We start from the raw sequence: 26905 nt of genomic DNA, 5'->3' as shown, positions 1-26905 counted from the left end.
GGGCCTTGTCGTCGAGGAGCAGCCATTGTGGCCGAACTTACCCGCCGGGATACGCTTGGCGCGGGCGTCGCCACGCTCGGCTGCGCGCTCGGGGCGCCCGCTTTGAGCCAAAGATCGACTGCGGACGTCATCGTGGTCGGGGCGGGCGTGTTCGGGGTGTGGACGGCGCACGCCCTGCAGGCGGCAGGACGCAGGGTGATGCTGGTCGACGCCTGGGCGCCCGGGCACGTGCGTGCCTCATCCGGCGGGGAATCGAGGATGACCCGCGGCAGCTACGGCGCCGACGAAGTCTATACGCGGATGGCCTGGGACTCGCTTGCGGAGTGGCGGGCTTTGTCGGCGCGCGCGGAACTGCCGCTGTTTCACCGCAGCGGCGTGCTCTTCTTCTTCCCGCGGATGGAGGAGTATGCGGTGAAGACGATGGAGGTGCATCGCCGGCTGAAGCTCCCCACCGAGTTGCTCGACAACAAGGCGATGGCGCGCCGTTTCCCGCAGATCGACTTCACCGGCGTCGAGATCGGCCTCTACGAACCCGAATTCGGCGCGCTGATGGCGCGGCGATCGGTCGAGACGCTCGCGGCCGAGTTCGTCGCCGCCGGCGGAGCCTATCGCCGCGCGGCGATCGCACCGCCGGATGCGGGCACGGGGCTGCTGGCACGAATCACCACCAGCGCCGGCGAGACGCTCGAGGCGCCACACTTCGTCTTCGCCTGCGGGCCGTGGCTGCCCAGGCTGTTTCCCGATCTTCTCGGCACCCGCATCTTCCCGACACGGCAGGAAGTCTTCTTCTTCGCGCCTCCCGCGGGCGAAGATCGCTTCACCGTCGGCCGTTTCCCCAACTGGGCGGACTTCAACGAAGGCGACATCTTCTACGGCTTCCCGGATCTGGAAGGGCGCGGAATCAAGATCGCCCATGACCGCCACGGGCCGCGCATGGATCCGGACGGCGGCGACCGCATCCCGTCCGCGGCCGCACTGGCCAATGTCCGCACCTTCCTGGAGCGCCGCTTTCCTGCGCTCCGCGGCGCGCCAGTCAGCGAGGCACGGGTCTGCCAATATGAAAACAGCGCCAATGGCGACCTGCTGATCGACTTCCATCCCGATCGCCCGAATCTGCTCCTCGTTGGCGCAGGATCGGGCCACGGCTTCAAGCACGGCCCGGCGGTCGGGCGCCACGCGGCATCCCTCTTGCTGCACGAGCACGCGCCCCGCGAACCGCGCTTCTCACTCGCCAGCAAGGGCGACCACAAAGCGCGGGCCGTTCACTGAAGTGGATCAGATCGTGAGGCCCGCCGGGCTGGCGTCCTCTTCTTCGGGCGCCGCTGCGACCTGGCCGGTCTCGGACCAGCGATCGGCCAGGCAATTGGCGAGCGCGGCCATGGCGAGATGCCCGCCGTCCAGCGGCAAGGTGTCGACGCTCTCTCCGCCCTGGCTGATCCGCATCCCGTCGGCGGTCGAGAAAGCGTCGAGAAAACCGTTGCCGGTGCTGCCGCCGGGTTCGACCGTGAAGAAGAAGCCGGGCCCGTCCTGATCGATCTCGCGGCGCGCGGTGGCGTTCACCGGCAGCGAGCGCACGCCGAGGAATTCGAGCTTGAGATCGTAATGGGCGCCGTCGCGCAGCGCGTTCCACTCACGATTCTGAAGCAGGAAGGCGAGCTTGTCCTCGCCCGCAAAGCCCCAGATGGACAGCATCGTGCCTTGCGGCGACGTCGCCTGCACCATGCAGCCATTGGGCATCGCGGCAAGCGCCCAATCACCCGTGTCTTCGCCTTGCGCCAGCGCAGCTCCGGTGGGGGCCGCGAGGAGAAAAGCAGCAATCAAATGCCGGAACATGCTGGGCTCCTTTACAGGCCCCACCCACATCAAATCCCGTTTGATCGCACAACAGACCCCGCGGCCATTTGTTGCAGCCGCTGCCGGGCTAAAGTGGACGCCCTGCGCTCCAGCGTCTCGAAATCAGGGCAGGCCGCACTCCGGGTTGAAGACGTAACCGGCGCCGCGCACCGTCTTCAGGCATTCCGGCTTGGACGGGTCGACCTCCACCTTGCGGCGGATGCGCGTGATTCGCGTATCGATCGAACGATCGAACGCCTCCATCTCCTTGCTGTGGGCGAGATCGAGCAACTGGTCGCGGCTGAGCACGCGCCGCGGATGCTCGGCGAAGCATTTGAGCAGATCGAATTCCATCGCGGTCAGCGGCACTTCGGTCCCGTCCGCCTCGAAAAGCTTGCGGGCATCGAGATTGAGCCTGCATTTGCCCATCTGGATCTCGCGCCCCATCGTCGCGGGCGCCTCGCCGCTGCGGTTGGCGCGGCGCAGCACGGACCGTACACGGGCGAGCAATTCGCGCGGATTGAACGGCTTGGTGACATAGTCGTCCGCGCCGATCTCCAGTCCGATGATCCGGTCGACATCGTCGCTCTTGGCGGTGAGCATGATGATCCCGGCTTCGCCCGACGCCCGGATCTCGCGCGCCAGCGTGAGGCCGTCGTCGCCGGGCATGTTGATGTCGAGCAGAGCGAGATCGATCGGCCGCACGCCCATGATCTCGCGCAGCGCAGCGCCGCCCTCCGCTTCGCTGACGGACAGGCCGTTGCGCCGAAGATATTCGGCAACGGTCGAACGGACGTCCTCGTCGTCGTCGACGACGACGATATGCGCCGGGCCGCTCATGCGTCGGCCAGCGCCGTGACGAGGCAGCGGACCCCGGCACGCGTGAACGGCTTCTCCAGCACGGGTCGGCCGCTTGTCCGCAGGAACTCGTCCATCGAGGCGCCGAGCGTATCGCCCGTCACGAACGCGATCCGCGACAGCAGCTGCGGCCGGATTTCGCGCAAGCGCTCGAACATTTCAGGGCCGCTGACGCCCGGCATGCGCAGATCGGAGAGGACGATGTCGAACTCGCCATGGTCGAGCGCCATGAGCGCCGCCGCCCCGTCGGACACGACGGTGACGTCGAAGCCTTCGCGCTCGAGCAATTCGCGGATCGTCTCGGCGATATCGGCCTCGTCATCGACGACCAGAGCCGTGCGGCGGACCTCGGCAACCGCATAGGCCGGCGCGGCAGGCTCGGCGACACCCTGCTGCGGCGGCGGATCGGAGGCCGGCAGCTCGATCCGGAAGGTCGCGCCGCGGGGGCTCGGCAGCACCTTGAGCGTGCCGCCATGGGCTTCGACGATGCCGTGCGAGAAAGACAGGCCGACGCCGGTTCCGGAGCCCTGCGGCTTGGTGGTGAAGAACGGCTCGAAGATGCGACCGGCAAGGTCCGCCGGCACGCCGGGGCCGTTGTCGATGATGTCGATGACGATCCGTCCGCCGCCGTTCGATCGGGTGCGGATGACGAGGCGCTTGTCGAGCACCTCGCCTTCTTCGAGCGCCTGCTGGGCGTTGATGATCAGGTTGACGAGCACCTGGTGGAGCTGGTCGCGGTCGCCGAGGATCGGGGGCAGATCGGGCTCGCATTCGAGCGACGCGGTGACTCCACCGGTCCGCAATCCATATTCGGCAAGCTGCAGCGCCGCGGAGACGAGATCGTTCGGATCGACCGGATTACGCTGCGGCTCGCGGCGGCGGGCCATGGCAAGGAAGGTCTGGACGATGCGCGCGCACCGGTCTGCGGCTGCGCTGATCTTCGTGGCGCGGGTTTCGAAGATGGTGCCGCGGCTGTCCTCCTCCAGCATCTCGGCCTGGCCGACGATCGCGGCGAGCGGATTGTTGAGCTCGTGACTGACGCCCGCAAGCAGCGATCCGAGCGCGGCGAGTTTCTCCGACTGGTGGAGTGCCTCGCGTGACCGCGCCAGTTCGACCTCGTTGCGCTTGCGATCGGTGATGTCGAGGTGGATCCCGCTCAGCGTGTGGACGATGCCGTCCTCGCCGCGGATCGCCCGGCCGATCGATTGTACCCACTTCACGTCGCCGTTGGGCCACACCAGGCGATGTTCGAAATTGACGGCATCGTTCGGGAAATCATCGCGGTAGGGCGTCAGCACGACGTCCCAATCGTCGGGATGGATATATTGCCGCATCATCCGGGCGTTGAGGTTGAGCTCCCGCCCGACGCCCCACAGATCGCGCGACCGATCGGAATACCAGGTGTCGCCGTTGCGCGGGTCGACCGTCCAGATGCCGAGCTCGGCGCCCTCGACCGCCATCTCCAGCTGATCGCGGGTGCGCTCCAGCGCCTCCTCGGCATCCTTGCGGTCGGTGATGTCGAGATGGATGCCATGCACCGAGATCGCGTTGCCGTCCTCGTCCCGGATCGCCGCGCCGAGCGAATAGATCCAGCGGATCGATCCGTTCGGGCAGCGGACGCGATATTCCGCTTCCACGCGATCGCGGTCACGGAAGCCATTCAGATAGGGGTCGGAGACCTCGTCCCAATATTCCGGCAACACCGCCGCCTGAATGACCTCGTTGGTCATCTCGGTTTCGGGCGGCAGGCCGTACATCTGCTTCGATCGGTCGGAATACCAGGTCTTCTGGGTGGCGAGTTCGAACGTCCAGGTGCCGAGCTTCGCCCCTTCGACCGCGAGCTCCAGCCGCCGGCGGGATTCGAGCAGGGCCTCGTCGTGCGATTGTTCGGGCGAAAGATCGCGCAAGGTGCAGATGAACCGCTTGGCGCCGCCGATCTCGAGGCCGGTGATCGTGACTTCGAGCGGCAAGGTGCCGCCCGCCTTCACCTTGCCCTCGACATGGGCGCGAATCGCTCCCGGGACGCTGCTTTCGTCCTGAATGAAGTGGAGGAGCTGGTCCTGCTCGTCGGCGCGATCGGGATCGGGAACGATGAAGCTGGTGATGTTGCGCCCAAGCATCTCGTCCGTCGAGTAGCCGAATGCCGCTACGGCAGCGGGATTGAAGGCATGGATCATGCCCCGCGCATCGATCATCACGATGGCGTTCAAAGAAGATTCGATTACCGTCGCCAGGGCGCACGGCAACTCGCCGTCCCGATTCACTGACTTCTCCCCCAAGAAGCATTCGCGTCCCGGCCTATAGCATGCTCCGCCTCCCGAGGCAGCACCAAGTGTAACATTCGAAACACAAAAGCTCCTGGCGCGGCATTTTGCTGCAACAGGCGCCCGCCAGAGGAGCGCCACCAGCCGGCAAGGCTGCGTCACACGGAGAAGACCATGTACGTTTACCAGAAGGCGAGCCTTCGCCTCCTCCTGGTTGCCGCGGCCGCCCTCGGCTGCAGTGCAACCGTTCTCAGCGGCACGCTGACGGCCCTCAGCCTCGGCACCGGCGGCTGAGCGGAGCGGCCGGGCCGCCCACGGGCGCCGGCCGCGCTTCGAACCACACACACATACACGGGGACGCACCGCCGGCCGGAAGGTCGCGGGCGCTCAAGGGAGTTTATCGTGAAGAAGTATCTTGTCGTTCTCGCCGCCACCACCGCAGTCATGATTGCCAGCCCGGCCTGCGCCGAAGGCATACGCGCGGAGATCCACGGCGGCTGGGACAATGTTTCGGCCGACGATCAGGGCGAGAGCGGAATCGTCTACGGGATCGGCCTCGGCTACGATCTTCCGGTCGGCGAGCGCGCCACGATCGGCCTGGATCTCAGCGCCGATCTCAGCAGCGTCGACGAATGCGAGACCGATGTCGTCCTCGCCAACGACCGCGCCTGCCTGGATGCCGGCCGCGATCTCGCCGCCGCGCTCCGCGTCGGCTACAAGGTCGGCGATCAGGGTACGCTTTATGCCCTTGCCGGCTACACCAATGCGCGCTTCAAGTTCGCCTACACCACGCCGGGCGGCGTCACGACCAGCGACGGCGCCAATCTCGACGGTTTCCGCCTCGGCGCCGGTTATCAGCATGGCTTCGGCGAGAAGCTCTACGGCAAGGTCGAGTATCGCTATTCGAACTACGAAGCGGACGTCACCCGCCACCAGGTTCTGCTCGGGGTCGGCGTGAAGTTCTGAATCGTTGCGCCGGGCGTCACGCCCCGGCGCAACCTCTTCCCGCACCCGAGCGGGTCCCTGCGGCTCCGGCGAACGTCCCCTCGCCGGAGCCGCTTTCTGGAACCCTCGAACCGGCGCGCCGACGGGTGGCCGCTGCGGCCGTCATCCCGGCGACCGGTGCCACCGCCCCGTGGCAGTTCTCGCGCCGCTTATCGTCGCCGCTCCTCGTCCGGAATCTGACGATGATCAGCTCAGGCGTTTGCTTCCCGATCCAGAATTTCTTCCGCGACGCGGTGGGTCCGCTCGTTGTCGACGTCAATGGCAAGGCGCCCGTCGGCGACGACCAGCGGCGTCAGGCGGACCCGGAAGCGCCGCGAGAAATGCCGGAACATCCCCTCGATCGTCACCAGCCGCGAAAGGTAGAGGAACAGGGCCGTGAGCCCGAGCGCGCGCACCGCATCCTTCTTGCGCTTGGCGAATTGGCCGCCGTAGCGAAAGCTTTCGGTGGCGTTGAGCGCGCGAGGGCTGCCGAGCCAGAACAGGTTGCAATTGGAATAGGCCCCGCCGCGAAAGCGGTAGAAGCGGCGCTGCCCGTCAGGATGCGCCGCCATGATGTCGGCGCGCTCGGCAAGCATGACGACCGCGTCCGCATCGCCCTCCAATCCCGCCGCGACCATCGCGCGCAGCCCTTCGGGGGTCATCAGGACATTGTCGGCGGTGGTGATGAGCAGCGGAAACCCGGTGCGCTCGCTCGCCGCGACGATACTGTCGACGATATGGTGCTGCGCCTCGACCATCGTCAGCCGCCCCGCCTCGTGCAGCCACTTCACCGTCGGCTCCTCGGAGATGACCGAGAAATCCTCGATGGAGACGAACAGAGGTGCGTCCGGAAACGTCTCCGCGGCAATGCGGAGCACGCGTCCGACCATCGCCTCGCCGCGCACCGGCACCAGCGCCTTGTGGCTCACCCCCATCGTGGCCGCGAGCGGATCCAGGGTCGACGAACGCCGCCCGGCGAGAACGAGAATGCCGGGAGTCACCTCAGCGCCAGCCGCTCGCTTGCGGCGGACGGTCGGTACCACCGAGCGCCTTCTGGCGGCGGCGCTGCACCGACGAGCCGATGCCAAGCGCCTCACGATATTTGGCGACCGTGCGCCGGGCGATGTCGAAGCCCTTGGCGCGAAGCAGCTCGACGAGCTGGTCGTCCGAGAGGATCGAGCCCGCGCTCTCGGCCGCGATCAGTGCCTTCAAATGGCTTTTGACGGCTTCGGCGGACACGGCATCGCCGCCATCGGCGCTCTGGATGCCGCTGGTGAAGAAATATTTGAGCTCGAACAGGCCGCGGTCGCAGGACAGATATTTGTTCGAGGTGACCCGGCTGACCGTCGATTCGTGCATCCCGATCGCCTCGGCGACGGCCCGGAGGGTCAGCGGCCTCAAATGGGCGACGCCATGGCGGAAGAACCCGTCCTGGTGCTTCACGATCTCGCTCGCCACCTTGATGATCGTGCGCGCGCGCTGATCGAGCGCCTTCATCAGCCAGTTCGCGCTCGCCAGGCATTCCGAAAGCCACGCTTTGGACTGCCGATCCTGCGCCCCGTCCGAAAGCTCGAGATAATAAGCACGGTTGACGAGCAGCCGCGGCAAGGTGCTGCTGTTGAGCTCGACGGCCCAGCTGCCGCCGCGCCGTCCAACGAAGACGTCCGGAACGACGCCCTCGACGCGGTCGCCGTGGCCGAACCGGCAGCCCGGCTTAGGATCGTAGGCGCGAAGCTCCCGGATCATGTCGCTCAGATCCTCGTCGTCCACGCTGCAAATGCGCCGCAACGCGCCGAGATTCCCCTTGGCGAGGTAATCCAGATTGTCGATCAGGCGCGCCATCGCCGGATCGTAGCGGTCGGCGTCCCTGGCTTGCAGCGCAAGGCATTCGGACAGGGATCGGGCGGCGACCCCGGGCGGATCGAAGGTCTGGACGATTCCGAGCACCCGCTCGACGTCGCCGAGCGGCGCGCCGAGACGATGAGCGATGTCGAGCAGGGAGGCGAAGAAATAGCCGGTTTCCTCGATCTGCTCGATGATCGCCTGCGCGATCAGCAGGTCGCCGCCGGACAGGCGCTCGCCCGCCTGGGCGACGAGATGCTCATGGAGCGACAGGTCGGCGCCGGCGAAGCTGTCGAAATCCGGACCTTCGCCGATTTCACCCGAGCCGCCGCCGATCCCGTCCAGGCCGAGGCCGCCATCCATGCCGACGCGGTCGGCCGAGCTGTCCTGATGCAGATTCTCGTCGTTGACGTCGAGATCGAGCGCGCTCTCGCCGGAACCGGAGACGACCAGCTCGTCCACGGTAGCGGGCTCGTCGCGTTCGCCCACCGGCGCTTCGGCGGCTTCGGACGTGTCGGGCCCGTCCTCCGCGGCTCCGGCGCTCTCTAGCAGGGGATTCTTGTCGAGCTCCTCGGCGATGAAGCTCTCGATCTCCAGGTTGGACAGCGCCAGCAGGCGAATGGCCTGCTGCAGCTGGGGGGTCATCACCAGCGATTGGCTTTGCCTGAGATCGAGGCGCGGCCCGAGCGCCATCGCTAAAGCTCGAAACTCTCGCCGAGATAGAGGCGGCGCACGTTGGGATCGGCGACAAGCGCCTCGGGGCTGCCGGCGAACAGCACCTGGCCGTCATAGATGATGCAGGCACGGTCGACGATGTCGAGCGTCTCGCGGACATTGTGATCGGTGATCAGCACGCCGATGTCGCGCTTCTTGAGCTCCTTCACCAAATCGCGAATGTCGGAGATCGAGATCGGATCGATGCCGGCGAACGGCTCGTCGAGCAGCATGATCGACGGATTGGCGGCAAGCGCTCGCGCAATTTCGCAGCGCCGGCGTTCGCCGCCCGAAAGCGCCATCGCCGGCGCGTCGCGGAGGTGGCCGATGTGAAATTCCTCGAGCAATTGCTCGAGCCGTGCGCGCCGCTGCACCTTGTCCTTCTCGGCAACCTCGAGCACCGCCATGATGTTCTGGGCGACGGTGAGGCCACGGAAGATCGATGTTTCCTGCGGCAGATAGCCGAGGCCGAGGATCGCGCGGCGGTACATCGGCAGGCCGGTAATGTCCTGACCGTCGAGGATGATGCGGCCGCTGTCGGGGCGCACCAGGCCCATTACCGAATAGAAGCAGGTGGTCTTGCCGGCGCCGTTGGGGCCGAGCAGGCCGACCACCTCGCCGCGATCGACGCCGAGCGACACGTCCTTCAGCACGATCTTGCGATCGTAGCTCTTGGCGATCGAGACCACGGACAGGCCGCGCGACGGATCGGCCGCAAAAGCGGAGCCTTCCGGTCGTTCGATCAAGCTAGCGTCGTTCATAGGTTCCTGTGTGTCTGGCTGACTTAAGCCACTCCCGGCTCCGTCTCAACCGCCAAGGCGTCCGCCCCGCCTCGACCATAGCGCTTTTCGGGTGGAGCGTGGTTCAGTCGCGTCGCTGTGGGACGGTGAAGGTGCCGGTGACGCGCCCCCCTTGCGATTTTACTCCGGCGGGCGCCCCTCCGTCCATGACAGCGGTACCGTCGCGCAGGTTGATGACCAGTCGGCCACCATTGACGTTGCTGTCCCCGCGGATGAGGTGGACGTTCCCGATCAGGGTGATCAGTCGGCTTTCGATATCGTAGATCGCGAACTGGCCGGACGCCGTCTCCGACGGGCTCTTGACGGTCACGCCGCCGCTCCCGTCGATGCGATCGATCTCGATCCCGCCGCTGTTCGAATAGGCGACGGTGAGGCGCGGTGCGGTGAGGGTCAGCTCCGCCTGCCTGACGACGACGTTGCCGGAGAAGACCGCACGGTCGGCGCGGTCCTGCACCTCGATGCGATCGGCGGCGACGTCGACCGGCGCGTTGCTGTTGTGACCTTTCAGCGCCGACGTCTGGCTTGCGGCGGGTGCGAACGCGATCAAAGCGGCGGCGGTCGCGCCGAAGGCAAGAAGGAAGGTCTTCATGCCGGTCATCTGAGCCCCCCTTGAACGATATGCAAGCGCGCCCTGCCCTTCAGGACGACGGTGCGCGAGGGCAGATCGGCCTGCATCTCCGCCGCCGTGAAGCGACCGAGCGGCATCTGCCCTTCGACGCCGCGATTGCTCTCCACCTTGTGCTGGTTGAGATCGACGCGGACGTCGCGAGTCTCCAGGCGATAGCCGTCGGCGGCGGTCACCAGAATCGGCCCCAGCACGTCGACCTTCTGCGCATCCATATTGTAGCGTGCCTTGGGCGCGGCGATCCGGGCGGGCCCGTCGCTGAGCTGGATGCCGGCCGACATGCCGTCGATGTCGACGAACGGATCCTTCGAGCTCGCCTGCAGCGCGCGCTTGGCGTTGATCGTGAACGGCCGCCCCTGATCATCCTGCCCGCGATATTGCGCGCTCTGGACCTTCAGCCGCTCACCGGCGACGTCGACCTTGTTCTTGTCGAGCAGGAAGCTGATCTCGCGATCCTTGCTGAGCGGCGACAGCAGCAGATAGGCGAGGAGCACGCCGATCCCGGCCGGAAGCAGGACCTTCAGGGCCTTGACCAGGACGTCGTGCAGCCCGCCGGGCGCAGCCCAGCTCCGCTTCACCACTTTCACCTGATCGCCGGCCTCCGGCATCGTTCCGCCTCGATCCGTCAGACGTGCGCGAAAATGTCGATTTCCGGCCAGCCGGCGAGATCGAGGCGCGCGCGGTGGGGAAGGAAATCGAAACAGGCCCGGGCCAGCGCCGCCCGGCCTTCGCGCTCCAGCCGCTCGTCGAGCTTCTCGCGCAGCTGGTGGAGATAGCGAACGTCCGACGCCGCATATTCCTTTTGTGCGTCGGACAGCTCGGGCGCACCCCAGTCGGACGATTGCTGCTGCTTGGAAATTTCGGTGCCGAGCAGCTCGCGGACCAGCTCCTTCAGGCCATGACGGTCTGTATAGGTGCGGATCAGGCGCGAGGCCGTCTTGGTGCAATAGACCGGGCCGGCGGTAACTCCGAGATAAGCCTCCATGATCGCGAGATCGAAACGCGCGAAATGGTAGAGCTTCAGCCGATCGGGATCGGCGAGGACCGCCTTGAGGTTCGGCGCCGAATAATCGCTCTTCGGGCCGAAGCGGACGAGATGCTCGTCGCCGCCGCCATCGGAAATCTGGACGACGCACAGTCGGTCGCGACCGGGGTGCAGCCCCATCGCTTCGGTATCGACGGCAACGGGCCCGTCGGCGAGAACGCCTGCGGGAAGATCTTCTTCGTGGAAATGAACAGCCATGGGGCCGACTTAGGCGCAAGCCGGCCCCGGCTCAATGCCCCGCTTAGTGGCGGATCGCGTCCTCATGCTGAGCCTTGCCGCGTGCCTTGCGTTTGCGCGCGAAGATATTCAGCGCTTCGACGCCGGCGGAGAAGGCCATTGCAGCATAGATGTAGCCCTTGGGCACATGCACGCCGAAGCCGTCGGCGATCAGCACCGCGCCGATCATCAGCAGGAAGCCGAGCGCGAGCATGACCACGGTCGGGTTCCGATTGATGAAATTGGCGAGCGGATCGGCTGCGACCAGCATCACCGCGACGGCGACGACGACCGCCACCATCATGATCTCGACATGTTCGGTCATGCCGACCGCAGTCAGGATCGAATCGACCGAAAAGACGATGTCGAGCATCAGGATCTGGACGATCGCCGCGCTGAAGCCGAGGCTCGCCTTCGCGGTGTCGAACACGTCCTCGTTCGGCGTCGGATCGACATTGTGGTGGATTTCCTTGGTCGCCTTCCACACCAGGAACAGACCGCCGGCGATCAGGATGAGGTCGCGCCAGGAAAATTGGGTCTCGAAAGCAGGCTCGCCGTGCGCCCCCGGCGGACCGGTGATTCCGAGATCGAAGACCGGTGCCTTGAGTCCGACCAGCCAGGCGATCGAGAACAGCAAGGCGAGGCGGAGAATCAGCGCCAGGCTGATTCCGATGCGGCGCGCTTTCTGGCGCTGGGCTTCGGGAAGCTTGTTCGACAGAATCGAGATAAAGATCAGATTGTCGATGCCGAGCACGACCTCCATCACGATCAACGTGATGAGTGCGGCCCACGCCGCTGGGTCGCCAAGAAGCGCAGAAATCCCGTCCATTTTCGTTCCCGTTGCTGCTTTTCTGACTGTTTCATTGCACGAGGAACGGCGCTGCTGCCACCCCCGTGACGCGCATGGGAGGTTTCAAGGGCCGCCGACTCGAATCCCCTCGCCCGCCGCGTCTTTTTGGGTTATTAGAGACGGTAGTGCGCCGAAGATTGGCGCAAAGGCCTTTGCGCGAGCAGCCCAGCGCGGTGGTTCTGGTGGAGAAGTTGGGGCGCTGGAAAGTATTAGACGGCATGGGTTTTGACAGAGGGCGCCGCGGTGAACGCGGCGGGCGCGGCAGAGACAAGCGGGACGGTTTCGGCGGCGACGATATCTACGGCGGCGGCGGCGGCGGTGGTTTCGAGGATCGCAGCAGCTACGGTGGTGGCGGCGGTGGACGCGGCGGCTATAGCGGCGGTCCGGGCTACGGCGATCGCGGCGGCTTCGGCGGCGGCGGCGGCGGGTTCGGTGATCGCGGCGGCGGCGGTGGCGGTGGCTATCGCGGCGGCGGCGGCGGATTCGGCGGCGGTGGTGGCGGCGGCTTCGGCGGCGGTCGCGGCGGCGGCGGCGGCATGCCCCCGCAGGTCGTCGGCCAAGGCAAGGGCGTGGTCAAATTCTTCAACGCCCAGAAAGGCTTCGGCTTCATCGTTCGCGATGATGGCGGCGAAGACGTGTTCGTGCACATCTCCGCGGTCGAGCAAGCGGGCCTCACCGGCCTCGCCGATGGCCAGCCGCTGGAATTCACCCTCGTCGATCGCGGCGGCCGGATTTCGGCCACCGATCTCAAGATCGAGGGCGAGCCGATGGCGGTCGAAGATCGCGCGCCGCGTGAGCCGCGTCCGGGTGGACCCGGCGGTGCGGCCGGCGGCTTCGGCGGCGGTCCGCAGCGTCAGCTGACCGGCGAAAAGGCGCAGGGCACGGTCAAGTTCTTCAACGCGATGAAGGGCTTCGGCTTCATCAGCCGCGACGACGGTCAGCCGGATGCGTTCGTGCACATTTCGGCGGTCGAGCGTGCCGGCATGAGCAGCCTCAACGAGGGCGACCGGGTAGAGTTCGAACTCGAGGTCGATCGCCGCGGCAAGACTGCAGCGGTCAATCTCCAGCCGCTTCAGTAAGACTGACGGCAGCCAAGACAGAGAAGCCCGGCCCCTCGGCAGAGGTGCCGGGCTTCTTTTTTTGGGTTTTGGCTTGATCCGTACCGAGCGTGGGCGCGTACCTGGAACGGTACGGACCGGGCGAATCAGCCTGATTGGCAAACCCTGCTCCCGTCACTGGTCCAGAGCCAAATCCATGGTTCAGGACGGAGCCAAGAGCATGATCGGATCAGGCTGAACCAGCCTGATCCGTGGATTCTGCTCTCATCCTTGGTTTAGAGCCTGATTCACATCTCAGGTCGGAGCCAAACGCGTCAACCTAAGGTGATCAGGCTCTAGCGTTCCGCCTTAAGTGATCAGGCTTCAGCCGGTCCCGCGTATCGCCAGCGAAGGGTCTCGCCGGCATGGAAAGGCACGAGGCTCGTGCCGCCTGCGGGAAGGCTGTCGGGGACCGCTTCCGAGGCGCGCTCCAGCGCGATACGCTCCTCGTTGAGCGGGAGTCCGTAGAAATTGGGACCATTCTCGGAGGCGAATGCCTCGAGGCGATCGAGCGCTCCCTCCTCCTCGAACACGGCCGCATAGCTTTCGATCGCGTAAGGTGCGTTGAAGATGCCGGCGCATCCGCAGCCGGATTCCTTTCGCTCGATGCCGTGCGGCGCACTGTCGGTTCCGAGGAAGAATTTGGGTGACCCCGATGTCGCCGCCCGCCGGACGGCGAGGCGATGTTCCTCGCGCTTGGCGACCGGCAGGCAATAGAAATGCGGCCGCAGCCCGCCGGCGAACAGGGCATTGCGATTGATGTGAAGATGCTGGGGGGTGACGGTCGCGGCCACGTTCGCGCCGCACGCCAGCACGAAATCGGCCGCGTCGCCCGTCGTGATATGCTCGAACACCATTTTCAATGCGGGGAAGTTGCCGACGAGATCGGTGAAGACCCGATCGATGAACGCCTTTTCCCGATCGAACACGTCGACCGCTGGATCGGTGACCTCGCCGTGGATCAGCAGCGGCATGCCGATCCGCTGCATCGTCTCCAGCGCGGGATGGATGTTGCGGATGTCGGTGACGCCGTGCGCCGAATTGGTCGTGGCATTGGCCGGGTAAAGCTTCGCCGCGGTGAAGACGCCGGCCTGGTGCCCGGCCTCGATCTCGGCCGGATCGGCATCGTCGGTAAGGTAGAGGGTCATCAGCGGGGTGAAGCCGGAATCGCCAGTCGCAGCCAGGATCCGGTCCCGATAGGCTTGGGCGGCCGCGACGCGGGTCACCGGCGGCGCGAGATTGGGCATCACGATCGCACGGGCGAACTGGTGCGCGGTATAACCCGCAACCGCCTTCAGCATCTCGCCGTCGCGCAGATGGACATGCCAGTCGTCGGGGCGGCGAAGAATGAGGCGGGTCGGATCGGTCATGGCGGCGGCCTTCAGTTTCGGTCGCGCCGTGCCTATCAAGGGAGCATGGCCGCGACCACCCTCCTCGACCGCTCCGTCCTTCGCCTGTCCGGCGAGGACGTTCCAGGCTTCCTCCAGGGCCTCGTCACCCACGATATGACGACGCTGACCACGGAAACACCACTGTGGGCGGGCTTGCTCACCCCTCAGGGCAAGGCCCTGTTCGATTTCATCCTGTGGCGAGACGGAGATGACGTGCTGATCGATTGCGAGGCGGATGCGGCGCAGGAGCTCTCCCGTCGCCTCACCCTTTACCGCCTCCGACGCAAGATTCGCATCGAGCCCGATCCGGCGCTCGCCGTCCACTGGTCGCTCGATCCGGCGGAGGGCGTTCCCGACCCGCGGCTTGCAGAACTCGGCTATCGCTGGCTCGCGACGGCCGCAGCGGCCGCCGAAGGCTGGCGCGCCCACCGGCTCGCGCTCGGCGTCGCCGAAGGGCGGGCCGAGCTCGGCTCCGACAAGACATTGTGGCTGGAATGCAACGCGGCCGAGCTCAACGGCGTCAGCTTCACCAAGGGCTGCTATGTCGGCCAGGAGAATACGGCGCGGATGAACTACCGCTCCAAGGTCAATCGGCGGCTGGTCGTCGTGCCGGCCGAGGCGCCCGGCGAGCGCACACGCACATATTATCCCGAGCTCGGGTTCGCGGTGGAGCATCGCCGCATCGACGATCTCGGCGGAGCCATCATCCCGAACTGGCTCGCCGCCGCTCTTGGCTGAAGAGCGCCGGAATTTCCGCTGCGGACGGGCGGATTTCCGGGTGTTTTCGCGGGCCGACTGGGGCTAACGTCGCTTCGTGGACATCTACCTTCCCGTCGCCGGGCTTTCCGTAAACGCGTTGGTGATCATCGCCCTGGGCGGCGTCGTCGGCCTGCTGACCGGCATGATCGGCGTCGGCGGCGGTTTCCTCACCACCCCGATCCTGATCTTCTACGGCATCCCGCCCGCGGTCGCCGTCGCCTCGGCGACGACTCAGATCACCGGCACCAGCGTCTCCGGCGTCCTCGCGCACCGGCGCCGCAAGGGCGTGGATTATCGCATGGGCGGCGTGATCATCCTCGGCGGGCTGATCGGCGCATCGGCCGGCGGCTTCCTCTTCCGCCTGCTCCAGCAGATCGGCCAGATCGATACCGCAATCGCGATCCTCTACGTGGTGCTGCTCGGCAGCATCGGCATCCTGATGGCCAAGGAATCCGGCACCGAGCTCCAGATCTTCCGCAAGAAGGCGACGGCCAAGCCCCCACGCCGGCACAATCCGCTGATCGCGATGCTGCCGCTGCGCTGGCGCTTCTATCAATCCGGACTCTACATCTCCCCGCTCGCCCCCCTGCTGCTCGGCATCATCGGCGGCATGCTGACCGTCCTGCTCGGCGTCGGCGGCGGCTTCATCATGGTTCCGGCGATGATCTACATGCTCGGCATGTCCGCCCAGGTCGTGGTCGGCACATCCCTGCTCCAGATCCTGTTCGTGACCGCGGCGACCACCCTGATCCACGCCACCACCACCAAATCCGTCGACATCGTCCTCGCCGGCCTGCTCCTGCTCGGCTCGGTGATCGGCGCGCAGTTCGGCGCACGCTTCGCGCAGAAGGTGAAGCCTGAGCTGCTGCGCATGTTCCTTGCGATCATCATCCTGGCCGTCGCGGCGCGGATGGCGATCGGCCTCGGCTGGCGACCCGAGGAAATCTACACGGTGCAGGCGCTGTGAGGGCCTTGCGCGGTGCCCTGCTTCTGCTGCTCGCGCCGCTTGCGCTCGGCGCGGCCGAGCCGAAGCTGGTCCCCGACGTTTCGCAGAGCCGGATCGACATCCAATATTCGTTCACCGGCGCAGAGCTGCTGCTGTTCGGCGCGATCGTCTATCCGGGGGGCAAGCCGCCGCGAGAAGGTGCGGAGATCGTCGTCGTCGTGAAAGGCCCCGTCCAGCCGCTCGTCCTGCGCGAGAAGCAGAAGGTGGCGGGGATCTGGATGAACGTCGAAAGCGCCCGTTTCCGCTCCGCCCCTGCTTTCTATGCCGTCGCTTCCTCCCGTCCGCTCGCCGAGATGGTAGATGAGCGCACCGCCGCAATCTACGAGCTCGGCCTGCAGAATCTGCAGCTCTCGCCGGGCACCGGCGCCGCGCCCGACGTCCAGCGGCGCTTCGAGGCCGGCCTGATCGATCTGATGCAGCGCCATCAGCTCTATTTCGAAGACCCCAAGGGTGTGCGGATCAGCGAAGGCGTGCTCTATCGCGCCCGCGTCAATATTCCCGCGCGGGTTCCCGTCGGCAATTACACAGCCGAGACCTTTTTGATCCGCGACGGCCGCGTGCTCGCCGGTGCGGTTCGGGAAATCCAGATCGAGAAACTGGGCTTCGAGCGATTCGTGGCCACCGCCGCCGACCGCTGGTCGCTGACCTACGGGCTCGTCGCCGTGTTGCTGTCGCTGTTTCTCGGCTGGTCGGCGAGCGCCTTCTTCCGCAAGGGCTAGCACTGCCCCGCCGCGCCCCGTCTGCGGATCGGCGCGGCTTTTCAGCCACATAGGATCGTCCGCCGCCGTCGCTGGTCCGGCGGATAGGCGCTGCCGAAATCAGTTGTTTACCCCTTCCAAGGTAGAGACGCCGCCTGAGACTCGGACGGAGCGCGCCTCATTTTATGACCGACATGATCCAGTTCAATCCCTTCCCGCATGCCGACGGCAGCGAGGATTCGGCGCCGACCATCCGTCCCGTGCTCCCGCAGCGCAAGCAGCAGGGGCCGGTCGGCCGGGTCGTGGAGATCGGCGGCGGCGGCGCCCGGCTCGAGCTCGAGCTCGATCGGCTCGGCCAGCTCGCCGTGGATCCGGATCCTTCGGTCGCCCTGTCCGGGCAGGTTGGCGGGCACGTCAAGGTCGAGGTCGCCTCGCGCTGGCTGCTGGCGGCCGTGCGAAGCCTCCGTCTCGGCAGTGCCGAGAGCGCATCGGTGATCGCCGATGTCGATTTCCTCGGCGAAGGCGAGGAGCATGAAGGCAGCGGCCGGCTCGTCAACTTCCGCCGCGGCATCACCGTCTATCCGACGCCGGGCTCGCGCGTTCATCCGGTGAGCGGGGACGACATGAAGCAGATGTTCGCCGCCGACGAGCGCGCACATATCGAGATCGGTACCGTCTATCCGACCAAGGACGTCCGCGGCGCGCTTTATGTCGACGCCCTGCTCGGCAAGCATTTCGCCCTGCTCGGCTCGACCGGCACCGGCAAGTCGACGTCGGCCGCGTTGATCATGCACCGCATCTGCGAGCTCGCGCCCGAAGGTCACATCGTCATGATCGACCCGCACGGCGAATATTCGGCCGCGTTCAAGGCGACCGGCGAGCTCTACAATGTCGACAATCTCGCAATGCCCTACTGGCTGATGAACTTCGAGGAGCATTGCGAGGTGTTCGTCACCTCGCAGGGCGCCGAGCGTCAGCGCGACACCGACATCCTCGCCAAGTGCCTGCTCATCGCGCGCGGCAAGAACCGCGCCGCCGAGGGCCTGAACAAGCTGACCGTGGATTCGCCGATCCCCTACACATTGTCGGATCTGACCAGCTCGATCACGAACGAGATGGGGCTGCTCAACAAGGCGACCGACACGGCGCCCTATATGCGCCTCAAGGGCAAGATCGACGAACTGAAGGCGGATCCGCGCTACCAGTTCATGTTCTCCGGTATGCTGATCGCCGATTCGATGACCGCGTTCATCGGCAAGATCTTCCGGCTGCCGGCGCGCGGCAAGCCGATTTCGATCATCGACGTCTCCGGGGTTCCGTCGGACATCGTCTCGGTCGTCGTCGCGATGCTGTCCCGGCTCGTCTTCGATTATGCGATCTGGTCGCGCAACGAGGTGCCGCGCCCGGTGCTGCTCGTTTGTGAGGAGGCGCACCGCTACGTGCCGTCGGACACGACGGGCGGCGGCCAGGCGGTTCGCAAGGTGCTGGAGCGGATCGCCAAGGAAGGCCGCAAATATGGCGTCGCCCTGGGCTTGATCACCCAGCGTCCGTCCGATCTTGCGGAAGGCGTGCTCTCCCAGTGCGGCACGATCATCGCGATGCGGCTCAACAACGAACGCGACCAGGCGTTCGTCCGGAGCGCGATGCCCGAAGGCGCGCGCGGCTTTCTCGACACCATTCCGGCGCTTCGCAACCGCGAGTGCATCGTCTGCGGCGAAGGCGTGTCGATCCCGATCCGGGTGTCGTTCGACGATCTGGAACGGGATCGGCGCCCGGCCTCCTCGGATCCTGCTTTCTCCGAATTGTGGAGCCAGAGCGGCGACGAGGAAGCGATGGTCCAGCGCGTCGTCAAGCGCTGGCGCAGCCAGGGCCGCTGACGCGCGAGCGTCGTCGCCGGTTTCCGGCGTCGGCGTAAGGCCAGACGCCCGGCGGGCTGACCTCGCGGGAGGCATGACGGCGTCGGCCTACCGGCCGTCAAATATTCACCCCTGACCGAGGATGTCCGCAGCCGGACGGACATGGGAATGTCGAAGGGCCGCCGGGTTGTTCCCGACGGCCCTTGCAGACATGGTCAGCGGCCGGAAGCTCCAGCCCGGAAGACTATGAAAAGCTTACGCTTTCATCCCCCGAACGAGCAGAACCGACCTCACTGCTGAACCATGAGACATCGGATCACCTCCTTTCGCTTGTTGAGAACGAGGCAAGGATGAATCATCCCGATTCGCGCTGCAAGACTTGAAATGATCTTTTTTGACGTTAGTATTTTCGCTTCGTGCCGAAAACGCGGCGCCCCAAGAACCCCTCAGATCCGGCAATCTTCGGTGACCCGCGCCGGCTCCGGCCAGGCGGGAATCACGAGTTCCGGCAGGCCGCTGACGTCGATCGTGAACCGTCCGCGGCTGAAGGCGATCTGATCGAGCAGCGGATCGCCTGCGGGCAAGGTCGCGGTCAGGCTCGGCAGCGGCTCCGTCCGCGCGGCGACGGGAAGCGCGCGGCGGCCGTAGGAGGTTCGCACCACCATCTGACCGCTGCCCGTGCCGGTACGCGACAGCAGCACCCGCCGGCTCGCCCGATCGCAGCGCACGACGAACAGCGGTTCACCGCCGGCCACACCGTAGGCCGCGCGAGGCCCGTCCGGCGCGCTGCTATAGACCCAGGTGCCCGGCGTGAGATCGAGATCCTCCCAGGCGCGCGGCGGCTGCGCCGTGGGCGGAGGAGCCGGCTGCGGGGCGGGCGCGGTAGGGCGCGGCGCCGGAGCCGGCTCCGGCTGCGGCTTGGGCACGCAGGCGGAAGCCAGCATCGCCGCGCTCAGTGCCGTCACTCGTCCGATCATCCGCATCCGCCGCTCCTCTCAGCACAATTGAGGGTCGCCACAAGCATGACGGCGCGGCCGATCCAAGCAAAAAGCCGATGGCTGGTGCTTTTCGAGCGCCGCCGTGGAGGATGACAGCCACGCGCCAATGCATTCACAGGCTGTTCAAGGGCGCGCGGTTATGCAAATCGCCAAGCAAATAGAGAAACTTGTTCGATGATTCTTCGTGCGTCCATGCTCTTTGCCCTCGCCCTCACCGGCCTCGCGCCGGCGAGCGCGGATTCGCGGCCGCGCGACCGCGAACAGGACGCGGCGTTCAAGGCGACCCAGGACGGCAGCTTCGTGCCGTTGCGGCAGATCGAAGGACGCATCGTCCCGCAGATGCGCGGCTTCACCTATCTGGGGCCGGAGCTCGATCCGTCCGCCGGCCGTTACCGGCTCAAGTTCATGCGCGGGCCGCAGGTCGTCTGGATCGACGTCGACGCCCGCACTGGGCAGGTGCTCGGCAAGTCCGGTTTCTGAATTCCCCTTGGCAAAGGCGCTTCCGCGCCGCATCTCCATGCTTTCGGTGATGAAACCAATTGGCGCTGGCGCTGGTTGGATGGCCTGGCTGTGCAGCATAGGGGAATGAAATGCGGGTTCTGATCGTCGAAGACGAACCTAATCTGGGACGGCAACTCCGCGCGACGCTGGAGGGTGCCGGCTATGCCGTCGATCTCGCCACCGACGGCGAGGACGGTCATTATCTCGGCTCGACGGAAACCTATGACGCGATCATCCTCGATCTCGGCCTCCCGGAGGTCGACGGTCTCACCGTCCTCGATCGCTGGCGCAAGGACGGCATGGTGGTGCCGGTGCTGGTGCTGACGGCGCGGGACAGCTGGTCCGACAAGGTCGCCGGTCTCGACGCCGGCGCCGACGACTATCTCGCCAAGCCCTTCCAGACCGAGGAACTGATCGCCCGCCTGCGGGCGCTGATCCGCCGCGCCTCCGGCAACGCCTCGTCGGAACTCACTGCCGGCGACGTTCGGCTCGATACGCGCTCGGGCAAGGTGACGCTGGACGGAGAGCCGGTGAAGCTCACCGCCCAGGAATATAAGTTGCTCTCCTACCTGATGCACCACAAGGGCAAGGTCGTGTCCCGCACCGAGCTGATCGAGCATATCTACGACCAGGATTTCGATCGCGATTCGAACACGATCGAGGTGTTCGTCACCCGCATCCGCAAGAAGCTCGGCCCGGACGTGATCACCACCATCCGCGGCTTGGGCTATTCGCTGGAAGAGCCGACGGGCTGATCTTGTCCGGCGGCCGTCCTTTTTCGCGCGGACAGACCGGCCGCAGGGGCTCCGAGCGGTGACCTCACGCGCGTTCAAGACCAAGACCTCGCGCGGTACCGGATCGCTGACCCGGCGCATGATCGTCGTGTCCGCGATCTGGATCCTGCTGCTGCTCGGCGTCGGCGGCTATGCGCTCGACCGAGTGCTGACCCGCGAACTCACCCGGTCGTTCGACGGCGGGCTCGAATATTCGTTGAATGCCCTGATCGCCTCGGCGGAGATCGGGCCCGACGGAGAGGCCTATCTCAACCGGCCGCCGGCCGACCAGCGCTTCATCGAGCCCAATTCCGGCCTCTATTTCCAGATCAGCGTTGCGGGCGGCAGCCCGCCGGGGGCCGCCACCACCGACCTCGATTTCCCCTCCCGATCGCTGTGGGACCGGCGGCTGCAGGTGAGCAGCCGGCACAATGATTTCGATGTCCACGTCTACAACAGCAAGGAATTCCCGGACGAATTGCTGCGCATCGTCGAGCGCGACGTGCAGATACCGGGATCGAAATTGCGCTGGCGCTTCCAGGTCGCGCAGAATCGCGACGTGCTCGACGAACAGATCGCCGAACTGCGCAGGACGCTTATTCGCGCCTTCGGCGTGCTCGGCTTCGGACTGCTCGTTCTCGCCGCCCTCCAGGCCGTCTACGGCCTGTGGCCGCTGCGCCGCGTCCGCCAGGCGATCGTCGCCATCCGATCGGGCGAGCGCTCGCGCATCGACGAAAGCTTCCCGCGTGAGATCGAGCCGCTCAAGGACGAATTGAACGCCTTGCTCGCCCACAATGAGCAGCAGGCGGAGGAGGCGCGAACCCATGCCGGCAATCTCGCCCATGCGCTCAAGACCCCGCTCACCGTGATCACCAACGCGGCGACGGCGCAGAGCGCGGACCTGCCGGAAACGGTCTGCCGCGAAGCGACCACCATGCGCCGCCAGGTCGATCACCACCTTGCCCGCGCCCGTGCGATCGGCCGCCGATCGAGCACCCAGGCGCGCTCCGAGGTCTGGCCGGCCTTGGTCTCCGTCGAGCGCGCGGTCAGCCGCCTCTACGAGAACGTGACGATCGACCTGGCCGGCGACAAGAAGGCTGCGGTGCGGGTCGAACGCCAGGATTTGGACGAGATGCTCGGCAATCTCATCGAGAATGCCGCCAAATATGGCGGCGGCCGGGTCTTCGTGACGGTGAAGACGACTCCGAAATGCGTCGAGGTCGAGGTCGAGGACGACGGCACCGGCATCCCCGAGCCGGAGCGAGTCTCGATCTTCGCCCGCGGCGCCCGTCTCGACACGGGTAAGCCGGGCACCGGCCTCGGCCTCGCCATCGTCCGCGACGTCGCCGAAATCTACGGCGGCGGAATCGTGCTCGAGGAAAGCGAGGATCTCGGCGGACTGCTCGCGCGGCTGAAGCTGCCGCTCTGCGCAGCGTAACGGCTCGTCCGTCGCGGCCCGACTTTCGGCCCACCGGTCTTGCCTTTTGCAAAGCCAGCGCGCACATCGCGCGCGTGAGCGCCACCGTCCATCCCATCGGTTCCGCACGCGCCCCGTCGCTCGATCCGATGATCCAGCTCGTCGCCGCGGACCTCCATCACGTCAACAGCGTCATCCTCGATAGGATGCAGAGCGACGTCTCCCTCATCCCCGAGCTTGCCGGCCATCTGATCGCCGGCGGCGGCAAGCGGATGCGGCCGATGCTGACCCTCGCCTGCGCGCGGCTGCTCGATTATGGCGGCGCCCGTCATCACAAGCTCGCCGCGGCGGTGGAGTTCATCCACACCGCGACCCTGCTCCACGACGATGTCGTCGACGGATCGGGCCTGCGCCGCGGCCGGCGCACCGCCAACATCATCTGGGGCAATCCGGCGAGCGTTCTCGTCGGCGACTTCCTGTTCTCCCGAAGCTTCGAGCTGATGGTGGAGGATGGCAGCCTCAAGGTGCTGCGGATCCTGTCGCGCGCCTCCAACGTGATCGCCGAAGGTGAGGTCAACCAGCTCACCGCGCAGCGCCGCGTCGAGACCACCGAGGATCATTATCTCGACATCATCAGCGCCAAGACGGCGGCCTTGTTCGCCGCGGCCTGCCGGATCGCCGCCGTCGTTGCCGAGCGCGACGATGCCGTCGAGCAGGCGCTCGACAGTTACGGGCGCAATCTCGGCATCGCATTCCAGCTGATCGACGACGCGATCGACTATGTTTCGGACGCGGAGACGATGGGCAAGGGCGTCGGCGACGATTTCCGCGACGGCAAGGTCACCCTGCCCGTCATCCTCGCTTATGCGCGCGGCGACGAAGCCGAGCGGCTGTTCTGGCGGCAGGCGATGGAAGGGAGCCGCACCAGCGACGAGGATCTCGCTGAAGCGACCTCCCTGCTGCGCCGCCACCGCGCCATCGACGATAGCATCGCGCGCGCCCGCACATATGGCCAGCGCGCGATCGACGTGCTCGGCCCATTCCCGAACGGAAGCGCCAAGGCGGCGCTCGTCGAAGCGGTGGAGTTCGCGATTTCGCGCGCTTACTGACCGCCCGCGGCGCGAAAATTCTACCGCGTCCCGCGCACAGGAAAAAGCCTCCGCCGCGGATAGCGGCGGAGGCTCGTTCAACCCTTCAGTATCGAGGCGTCCGCCCCAGTCAGTCGACGTGCTTGGCCGGGGCGGGATCGCTGGCCGGGAAGGTTTCGTCGATGGTCTCGTCGGTCGAGTTCCACCGCTCGGGCGGATCCCGCATCGCGTCGGCGCCGGCGTCGCGCGCGGCGCCCGAATGGCCGACCGCGCCCTCGGCACCGTCGCCCGACAGGGCCGCGCTGCCGGCGCGGTGGAGCGGGCGCCTGCCGTTCCACAGGTTGGACAATCCGCCGCGGCTGCGGACGAGCTGCACGGCATAATAACCGATGCCGGCGGCCGCTGCGGCCGCAACACCGACGATCGTACGATTACGGCTCCACGCCATGCTCAAACCTCCACTTCCGTCAAAGTCGCAAGCTGCGCGCACGGCAGCCCCTCGGCCTGCGCCTGCTGCATCAACTCGTTCCTCCTGGCAAGCACCTGCTCGCCGAGCCGGGTGGCGTCCTGTCTGTCGGCCATGTCATGGGTCCTCCTTGCCGCTGGGAACATTCGGGCTGAGCGCCGGGTTCCCTGACCCGAACGAGCCGGCGAGGATGCCTTGAACGACACCGAAACCCTCTCTCCGCTGCTGCCGGACGAGACCGAGGAAGGCACCCGCCGGCTGCTGGCCAAGGCGTGCGAGCGCGATCTGATGTTCGCCACCGCCGAAAGCTGCACCGGCGGGATGCTTGCGTCGCTGCTCACCGACGTGAAGGGCGTCGCTCATGCTTTCGACCGCGGATTCGTCACCTACACCAACGAAGCCAAGAACGAGATGCTCGGCGTGCCGCTGGATCTGATCGAAGACAAGGGCGCCGTTTCGAAGGAGGTCGCGATCGCAATGGCCGAGGGCGCGCTGGCGCGGTCGCGGGCCAATATCGCCCTTTCGATCACCGGCTTCGCCGATTTCGGCGACGAGCCGGGCCTCGTCCATTTCGGCTGCGCCCGGGCCGGCCGCACCACCCTCCACCGCGAGGAGCATTTCGGCCCGGGCGGCCGCGGTGCTACACGCGTCAAATGCATGCAGACAGCCATAGAGATGATGACGGAGATGCTGTGACCAACGCCGCCTTTGCCGCACTCCACCGCCACGGCTTCGTCCGGACCGCGGCCGCCAGCCCGACCGGCTCCGCCGGCGACGTCTCCTTCAACACCGACCAGACGATCGACCTCGCCAGGGATGCCGATGCGCGCGGCTGCGATCTCGTCGTCTTCCCGGAGCTCAACATCTCCTCCTACGCGGTCGACGATCTCCATCTCCAGGAGGCGTTTCTGGATGCCGTCGAGGCCGGGATCGCGCGCGTCTGCGCGGAGTCGGCAGCGCTCGCGCCGGTGCTGGTGATCGGCGCGCCGCTTCGGCGCAACGGGCGCCTCTACAATTGCGCCGTGATCGTCTCGCGCGGCGAGATCCTCGGCGTGGTGCCCAAGAGCTTCCTGCCCAATTACCGCGAATATTACGAGAAACGCTGGTTCGTCTCCGGCGTGGGCCTCGAAGGGCTCTCGATCGAGGTGGCCGGCCGCAACGTTCCGTTCGGGACCGACCTGTTGTTCGAGGCGGAGGATCTTGCCGATTTCATTTTCCACGTCGAGATCTGCGAAGATTATTGGGCGCCGCAGCCGCCCTCGACCCATGGCGCGCTCGCCGGAGCGCTGATCCTCTGCAATCTTTCCGCCTCCAACATCACCATCGGCAAGGCGGACGAGCGCAAATTGCTGTGCGCCTCGCAGGCGAGCCGCTGCTGCGCCGCCTACGTCTACGCCGCTTCCGGTCCCGGAGAGAGCACCACCGATCTCGCCTGGGACGGCCAGAGCGCGATCTACGAGCTTGGCGAGCTGCTGGCCGAATCGAACCGCTTCGACATGGAACCGGAGCTCTGCGTCGCGGACGTCGACGTGCAGCGCCTGCGGCTCGAGCGGATGCGGATGCCGACCTTCAACGACAATGCGGTCGCCGCCGGCCATCCGGAAAAACGGGTCCGCCGTATCCGCTTCGCCCATCATCCCAGCATGGAAGATGTCGGCTTCCAGCGGCTGCTTCGTCGCTTCCCCTACGTGCCCAACCGCATCGAGCAACTGGATCAGGACTGCTACGAGGCGTTCAACATCCAGGTGCAGGGCCTCGCCAAACGGTTCATGACGACATCGGGCAAGCATCTCGTCATCGGCGTATCGGGCGGACTCGATTCCACCCATGCGCTGATCGTAGCCGCCAAGATGTGCGACACGCTGAAGCTGCCGCGATCGACGATCCTCGGCTTCACCATGCCCGGCTTCGCCACCGGCGACACCACCAAGTCCAATGCCTGGGCGCTGATGAAGGCGCTCGGAATCGTCGGCGAGGAGATCGACATCCGGCCGGCGGCGATGCAGATGCTGACCGACATGGGCCACCCCTTCGCCAAGGGCGAGCGTGGCGAGGCGGTTTACGACATCACCTTCGAGAACGTGCAGGCGGGCCTGCGCACCGACTATCTGTTCCGCCTCGCCAATCAGCGCAGCGGTTTCGTCGTCGGCACCGGCGATCTGTCGGAAGTGGCGCTGGGCTGGTCGACTTACGGGGTCGGCGACCAGATGAGCCATTATGGCGTCAATGCCGGGGTCCCCAAGACGCTGATCCAGTATCTCGTCCGCTGGGCAATCAAGACCGGCCAGTTCGACGACGAGACCAATAGGATCCTCGACGCGATCCTGATGACGAAGATTTCACCGGAGCTGATCCCGGCCGGCGATGACGAGGAAATGCAGTCGACCGAAGACAAGATCGGCCCCTACGAGCTCCACGATTTCTTCCTGTTCCACATTCTGCGGTCCGGACAGGCGCCGTCCAAGGTCGCTTTCCTTGCGTGGCAGGCTTGGGGCGATGTCGAACGCGGCCTGTGGCCGGTCGGCTTTCCCGATCAGCTGAAGCGCAGCTACGATCTGCCGACCATTCGCAAGTGGCTGGAGGTGTTCCTGTTCCGCTTCTTCCAGATCAGCCAGTTCAAACGTACCGCAATCCCCAATTCTCCCAAGGTCTCGGCCGGAGGAAGCCTGAGCCCCAGAGGCGATTGGCGGGCGCCCGCCGACGGCACCGCCAAGCCGTGGCTGGACGAGTTGAGGAGCGCGTTCGAGGAACCCTGATTCGCCGGCCGATCTGGGTACGGTAACGAAACAGTCCAGCTTAGACCTGATCCAAATCAGCTTGAATC

Annotated in this window: 27 protein-coding genes; 13 read left to right on the top strand and 14 right to left on the bottom strand. The window is 66.2% G+C overall.

What is annotated here, in order from left to right; all coding sequences use genetic code 11:
- Positions 1-27: 27 nt before the first annotated feature.
- Entirely contained in the window at positions 28-1269 is a 1242-nt protein-coding gene (locus tag C7I55_RS23650) for an FAD-dependent oxidoreductase (protein WP_158266559.1), read from the top strand.
- A 6-nt stretch (positions 1270-1275) separates the two neighbouring features.
- On the opposite strand, the gene C7I55_RS23645 is transcribed toward C7I55_RS23650, so the two are convergent.
- From C7I55_RS23645 to C7I55_RS23635, 3 genes are all read right to left on the bottom strand, one after another.
- Positions 1276-1833: a hypothetical protein gene (locus C7I55_RS23645; RefSeq protein ID WP_106515501.1), complete on the bottom strand. Its 558-nt coding sequence runs from the start codon at positions 1831-1833 to the stop codon at positions 1276-1278.
- Positions 1834-1956: 123 nt separating this feature from the next.
- Positions 1957-2673, bottom strand: coding sequence for a response regulator (locus tag C7I55_RS23640; RefSeq protein ID WP_106515500.1), 717 nt, complete (start codon positions 2671-2673; stop codon positions 1957-1959).
- Complete coding sequence (locus tag C7I55_RS23635) at positions 2670-4955, bottom strand: hybrid sensor histidine kinase/response regulator (RefSeq protein ID WP_106515499.1); 2286 nt, start codon at positions 4953-4955, stop codon at positions 2670-2672. Before C7I55_RS23635 ends, C7I55_RS23640 begins: the two co-directional genes overlap by 4 nt.
- A 402-nt stretch (positions 4956-5357) precedes the next feature.
- Between C7I55_RS23635 and C7I55_RS23630 the strand changes: the two genes are divergently transcribed.
- Complete coding sequence (locus C7I55_RS23630; protein WP_106515498.1) at positions 5358-5921, top strand: outer membrane protein; 564 nt, start codon at positions 5358-5360, stop codon at positions 5919-5921.
- A gap of 230 nt (positions 5922-6151) precedes the next feature.
- Here the strand turns inward: C7I55_RS23630 and C7I55_RS23625 are convergent, their stop codons facing one another.
- From C7I55_RS23625 to C7I55_RS23595, 7 genes are all read right to left on the bottom strand, one after another.
- Positions 6152-6940 (bottom strand): NTP transferase domain-containing protein, encoded by a 789-nt coding sequence (locus C7I55_RS23625; protein WP_233222385.1) that lies wholly within the window; start codon positions 6938-6940, stop codon positions 6152-6154.
- A 1-nt stretch (position 6941) separates the two neighbouring features.
- The gene (rpoN, locus tag C7I55_RS23620) at positions 6942-8474 is read right to left on the bottom strand and encodes an RNA polymerase factor sigma-54 (protein ID WP_106515496.1); all 1533 of its coding nucleotides are present in this window, start codon (positions 8472-8474) and stop codon (positions 6942-6944) included.
- Positions 8475-8476: 2 nt separating this feature from the next.
- Positions 8477-9256, bottom strand: a complete 780-nt coding sequence (gene lptB / locus C7I55_RS23615) for an LPS export ABC transporter ATP-binding protein (RefSeq protein WP_106515495.1) — start codon at positions 9254-9256, stop codon at positions 8477-8479.
- Between the two features lie 103 nt (positions 9257-9359).
- Positions 9360-9884, bottom strand: coding sequence for an LptA/OstA family protein (locus tag C7I55_RS23610; RefSeq protein ID WP_106515602.1), 525 nt, complete (start codon positions 9882-9884; stop codon positions 9360-9362).
- Positions 9885-9889: 5 nt separating this feature from the next.
- The gene (gene lptC / locus C7I55_RS23605; protein ID WP_106515494.1) at positions 9890-10528 is read right to left on the bottom strand and encodes an LPS export ABC transporter periplasmic protein LptC; all 639 of its coding nucleotides are present in this window, start codon (positions 10526-10528) and stop codon (positions 9890-9892) included.
- A 17-nt stretch (positions 10529-10545) separates the two neighbouring features.
- A complete protein-coding gene (locus C7I55_RS23600; RefSeq protein WP_106515493.1) occupies positions 10546-11163 on the bottom strand; it encodes a ribonuclease D in 618 nt (205 codons plus the stop codon).
- Between the two features lie 43 nt (positions 11164-11206).
- Positions 11207-12010 (bottom strand): TerC family protein, encoded by an 804-nt coding sequence (locus C7I55_RS23595; protein ID WP_106515492.1) that lies wholly within the window; start codon positions 12008-12010, stop codon positions 11207-11209.
- A gap of 239 nt (positions 12011-12249) precedes the next feature.
- Between C7I55_RS23595 and C7I55_RS29320 the strand changes: the two genes are divergently transcribed.
- Positions 12250-13110, top strand: a complete 861-nt coding sequence (locus tag C7I55_RS29320; RefSeq protein ID WP_106515491.1) for a cold-shock protein — start codon at positions 12250-12252, stop codon at positions 13108-13110.
- 335 nt (positions 13111-13445) lie between these two features.
- Here C7I55_RS29320 and pyrC read toward each other — a convergent pair whose 3' ends face one another.
- Positions 13446-14498, bottom strand: coding sequence for a dihydroorotase (pyrC, locus tag C7I55_RS23585; protein ID WP_106515601.1), 1053 nt, complete (start codon positions 14496-14498; stop codon positions 13446-13448).
- Between the two features lie 45 nt (positions 14499-14543).
- On the opposite strand from pyrC, the gene ygfZ reads away from it, so the two are divergent.
- The 4 genes from ygfZ (at position 14544) to C7I55_RS23565 (ending at position 18859) form a co-directional block, all read left to right on the top strand.
- Positions 14544-15257, top strand: coding sequence for a CAF17-like 4Fe-4S cluster assembly/insertion protein YgfZ (gene ygfZ, locus C7I55_RS23580; protein ID WP_106515490.1), 714 nt, complete (start codon positions 14544-14546; stop codon positions 15255-15257).
- 76 nt (positions 15258-15333) lie between these two features.
- Positions 15334-16245: a sulfite exporter TauE/SafE family protein gene (locus tag C7I55_RS23575; RefSeq protein ID WP_106515489.1), complete on the top strand. Its 912-nt coding sequence runs from the start codon at positions 15334-15336 to the stop codon at positions 16243-16245.
- Positions 16242-17003, top strand: coding sequence for a TIGR02186 family protein (locus tag C7I55_RS23570; RefSeq protein ID WP_408640629.1), 762 nt, complete (start codon positions 16242-16244; stop codon positions 17001-17003). The genes C7I55_RS23575 and C7I55_RS23570 overlap by 4 nt, the downstream gene beginning before the upstream one ends.
- A gap of 164 nt (positions 17004-17167) precedes the next feature.
- The gene (locus C7I55_RS23565; RefSeq protein ID WP_408640628.1) at positions 17168-18859 is read left to right on the top strand and encodes an ATP-binding protein; all 1692 of its coding nucleotides are present in this window, start codon (positions 17168-17170) and stop codon (positions 18857-18859) included.
- A 425-nt stretch (positions 18860-19284) separates the two neighbouring features.
- Here C7I55_RS23565 and C7I55_RS23560 read toward each other — a convergent pair whose 3' ends face one another.
- Positions 19285-19821: a hypothetical protein gene (locus C7I55_RS23560; protein WP_106515487.1), complete on the bottom strand. Its 537-nt coding sequence runs from the start codon at positions 19819-19821 to the stop codon at positions 19285-19287.
- A 189-nt stretch (positions 19822-20010) separates the two neighbouring features.
- Here C7I55_RS23560 and C7I55_RS23555 point away from each other — a divergent pair, with 189 nt between their 5' ends.
- From C7I55_RS23555 to C7I55_RS23540, 4 genes are all read left to right on the top strand, one after another.
- Positions 20011-20316, top strand: a complete 306-nt coding sequence (locus C7I55_RS23555; protein ID WP_233222384.1) for a PepSY domain-containing protein — start codon at positions 20011-20013, stop codon at positions 20314-20316.
- Between the two features lie 110 nt (positions 20317-20426).
- On the top strand, positions 20427-21092 hold the full coding sequence (locus tag C7I55_RS23550) for a response regulator transcription factor (RefSeq protein WP_106515486.1): 666 nt from the start codon (positions 20427-20429) through the stop codon (positions 21090-21092).
- A 118-nt stretch (positions 21093-21210) separates the two neighbouring features.
- Positions 21211-22548, top strand: a complete 1338-nt coding sequence (locus C7I55_RS23545; RefSeq protein WP_106515598.1) for an ATP-binding protein — start codon at positions 21211-21213, stop codon at positions 22546-22548.
- Positions 22549-22622: 74 nt separating this feature from the next.
- Positions 22623-23636, top strand: a complete 1014-nt coding sequence (locus C7I55_RS23540) for a polyprenyl synthetase family protein (RefSeq protein WP_233222383.1) — start codon at positions 22623-22625, stop codon at positions 23634-23636.
- Positions 23637-23745: 109 nt separating this feature from the next.
- Here the strand turns inward: C7I55_RS23540 and C7I55_RS23535 are convergent, their stop codons facing one another.
- Entirely contained in the window at positions 23746-24063 is a 318-nt protein-coding gene (locus tag C7I55_RS23535; protein WP_106515485.1) for a hypothetical protein, read from the bottom strand.
- Between the two features lie 2 nt (positions 24064-24065).
- Positions 24066-24197: a hypothetical protein gene (locus tag C7I55_RS29315; RefSeq protein ID WP_269845235.1), complete on the bottom strand. Its 132-nt coding sequence runs from the start codon at positions 24195-24197 to the stop codon at positions 24066-24068.
- Positions 24198-24276: 79 nt separating this feature from the next.
- Between C7I55_RS29315 and C7I55_RS23530 the strand changes: the two genes are divergently transcribed.
- A complete protein-coding gene (locus tag C7I55_RS23530) occupies positions 24277-24777 on the top strand; it encodes a CinA family protein (RefSeq protein ID WP_233222382.1) in 501 nt (166 codons plus the stop codon).
- Complete coding sequence (locus tag C7I55_RS23525; protein ID WP_106515484.1) at positions 24735-26837, top strand: NAD(+) synthase; 2103 nt, start codon at positions 24735-24737, stop codon at positions 26835-26837. The genes C7I55_RS23530 and C7I55_RS23525 overlap by 43 nt, the downstream gene beginning before the upstream one ends.
- Positions 26838-26905 lie beyond the last annotated feature (68 nt).

It is taken from the genome of Allosphingosinicella deserti, from assembly GCF_003012735.1.
In the GTDB taxonomy this organism is placed as follows: domain Bacteria; phylum Pseudomonadota; class Alphaproteobacteria; order Sphingomonadales; family Sphingomonadaceae; genus Allosphingosinicella; species Allosphingosinicella deserti.
Note: the sequence above shows the minus strand (reverse complement) of the source record. Positions and strands in the feature narration are given on the sequence as shown.

Coding starts and splice junctions, on each gene's coding strand:
- lptC (WP_106515494.1), bottom strand. CDS start 10,528: ATGCCGGAGGCCGGCGATCAGGTGAAAGTGGTGAAGCGGAGCTGGGCT.
- C7I55_RS23560 (WP_106515487.1), bottom strand. CDS start 19,821: ATGCGGATGATCGGACGAGTGACGGCACTGAGCGCGGCGATGCTGGCT.
- C7I55_RS29320 (WP_106515491.1), top strand. CDS start 12,250: ATGGGTTTTGACAGAGGGCGCCGCGGTGAACGCGGCGGGCGCGGCAGA.
- C7I55_RS23550 (WP_106515486.1), top strand. CDS start 20,427: ATGCGGGTTCTGATCGTCGAAGACGAACCTAATCTGGGACGGCAACTC.
- ygfZ (WP_106515490.1), top strand. CDS start 14,544: ATGGCCGCGACCACCCTCCTCGACCGCTCCGTCCTTCGCCTGTCCGGC.
- pyrC (WP_106515601.1), bottom strand. CDS start 14,498: ATGACCGATCCGACCCGCCTCATTCTTCGCCGCCCCGACGACTGGCAT.
- C7I55_RS23595 (WP_106515492.1), bottom strand. CDS start 12,010: ATGGACGGGATTTCTGCGCTTCTTGGCGACCCAGCGGCGTGGGCCGCA.
- C7I55_RS23565 (WP_408640628.1), top strand. CDS start 17,168: ATGACCGACATGATCCAGTTCAATCCCTTCCCGCATGCCGACGGCAGC.
- C7I55_RS23640 (WP_106515500.1), bottom strand. CDS start 2,673: ATGAGCGGCCCGGCGCATATCGTCGTCGTCGACGACGACGAGGACGTC.
- C7I55_RS23525 (WP_106515484.1), top strand. CDS start 24,735: ATGCATGCAGACAGCCATAGAGATGATGACGGAGATGCTGTGACCAAC.
- C7I55_RS29315 (WP_269845235.1), bottom strand. CDS start 24,197: ATGGCCGACAGACAGGACGCCACCCGGCTCGGCGAGCAGGTGCTTGCC.
- C7I55_RS23600 (WP_106515493.1), bottom strand. CDS start 11,163: ATGGCTGTTCATTTCCACGAAGAAGATCTTCCCGCAGGCGTTCTCGCC.
- C7I55_RS23555 (WP_233222384.1), top strand. CDS start 20,011: ATGATTCTTCGTGCGTCCATGCTCTTTGCCCTCGCCCTCACCGGCCTC.
- C7I55_RS23545 (WP_106515598.1), top strand. CDS start 21,211: ATGATCGTCGTGTCCGCGATCTGGATCCTGCTGCTGCTCGGCGTCGGC.
- C7I55_RS23645 (WP_106515501.1), bottom strand. CDS start 1,833: ATGTTCCGGCATTTGATTGCTGCTTTTCTCCTCGCGGCCCCCACCGGA.
- rpoN (WP_106515496.1), bottom strand. CDS start 8,474: ATGGCGCTCGGGCCGCGCCTCGATCTCAGGCAAAGCCAATCGCTGGTG.
- C7I55_RS23610 (WP_106515602.1), bottom strand. CDS start 9,884: ATGAAGACCTTCCTTCTTGCCTTCGGCGCGACCGCCGCCGCTTTGATC.
- C7I55_RS23535 (WP_106515485.1), bottom strand. CDS start 24,063: ATGGCGTGGAGCCGTAATCGTACGATCGTCGGTGTTGCGGCCGCAGCG.
- lptB (WP_106515495.1), bottom strand. CDS start 9,256: ATGAACGACGCTAGCTTGATCGAACGACCGGAAGGCTCCGCTTTTGCG.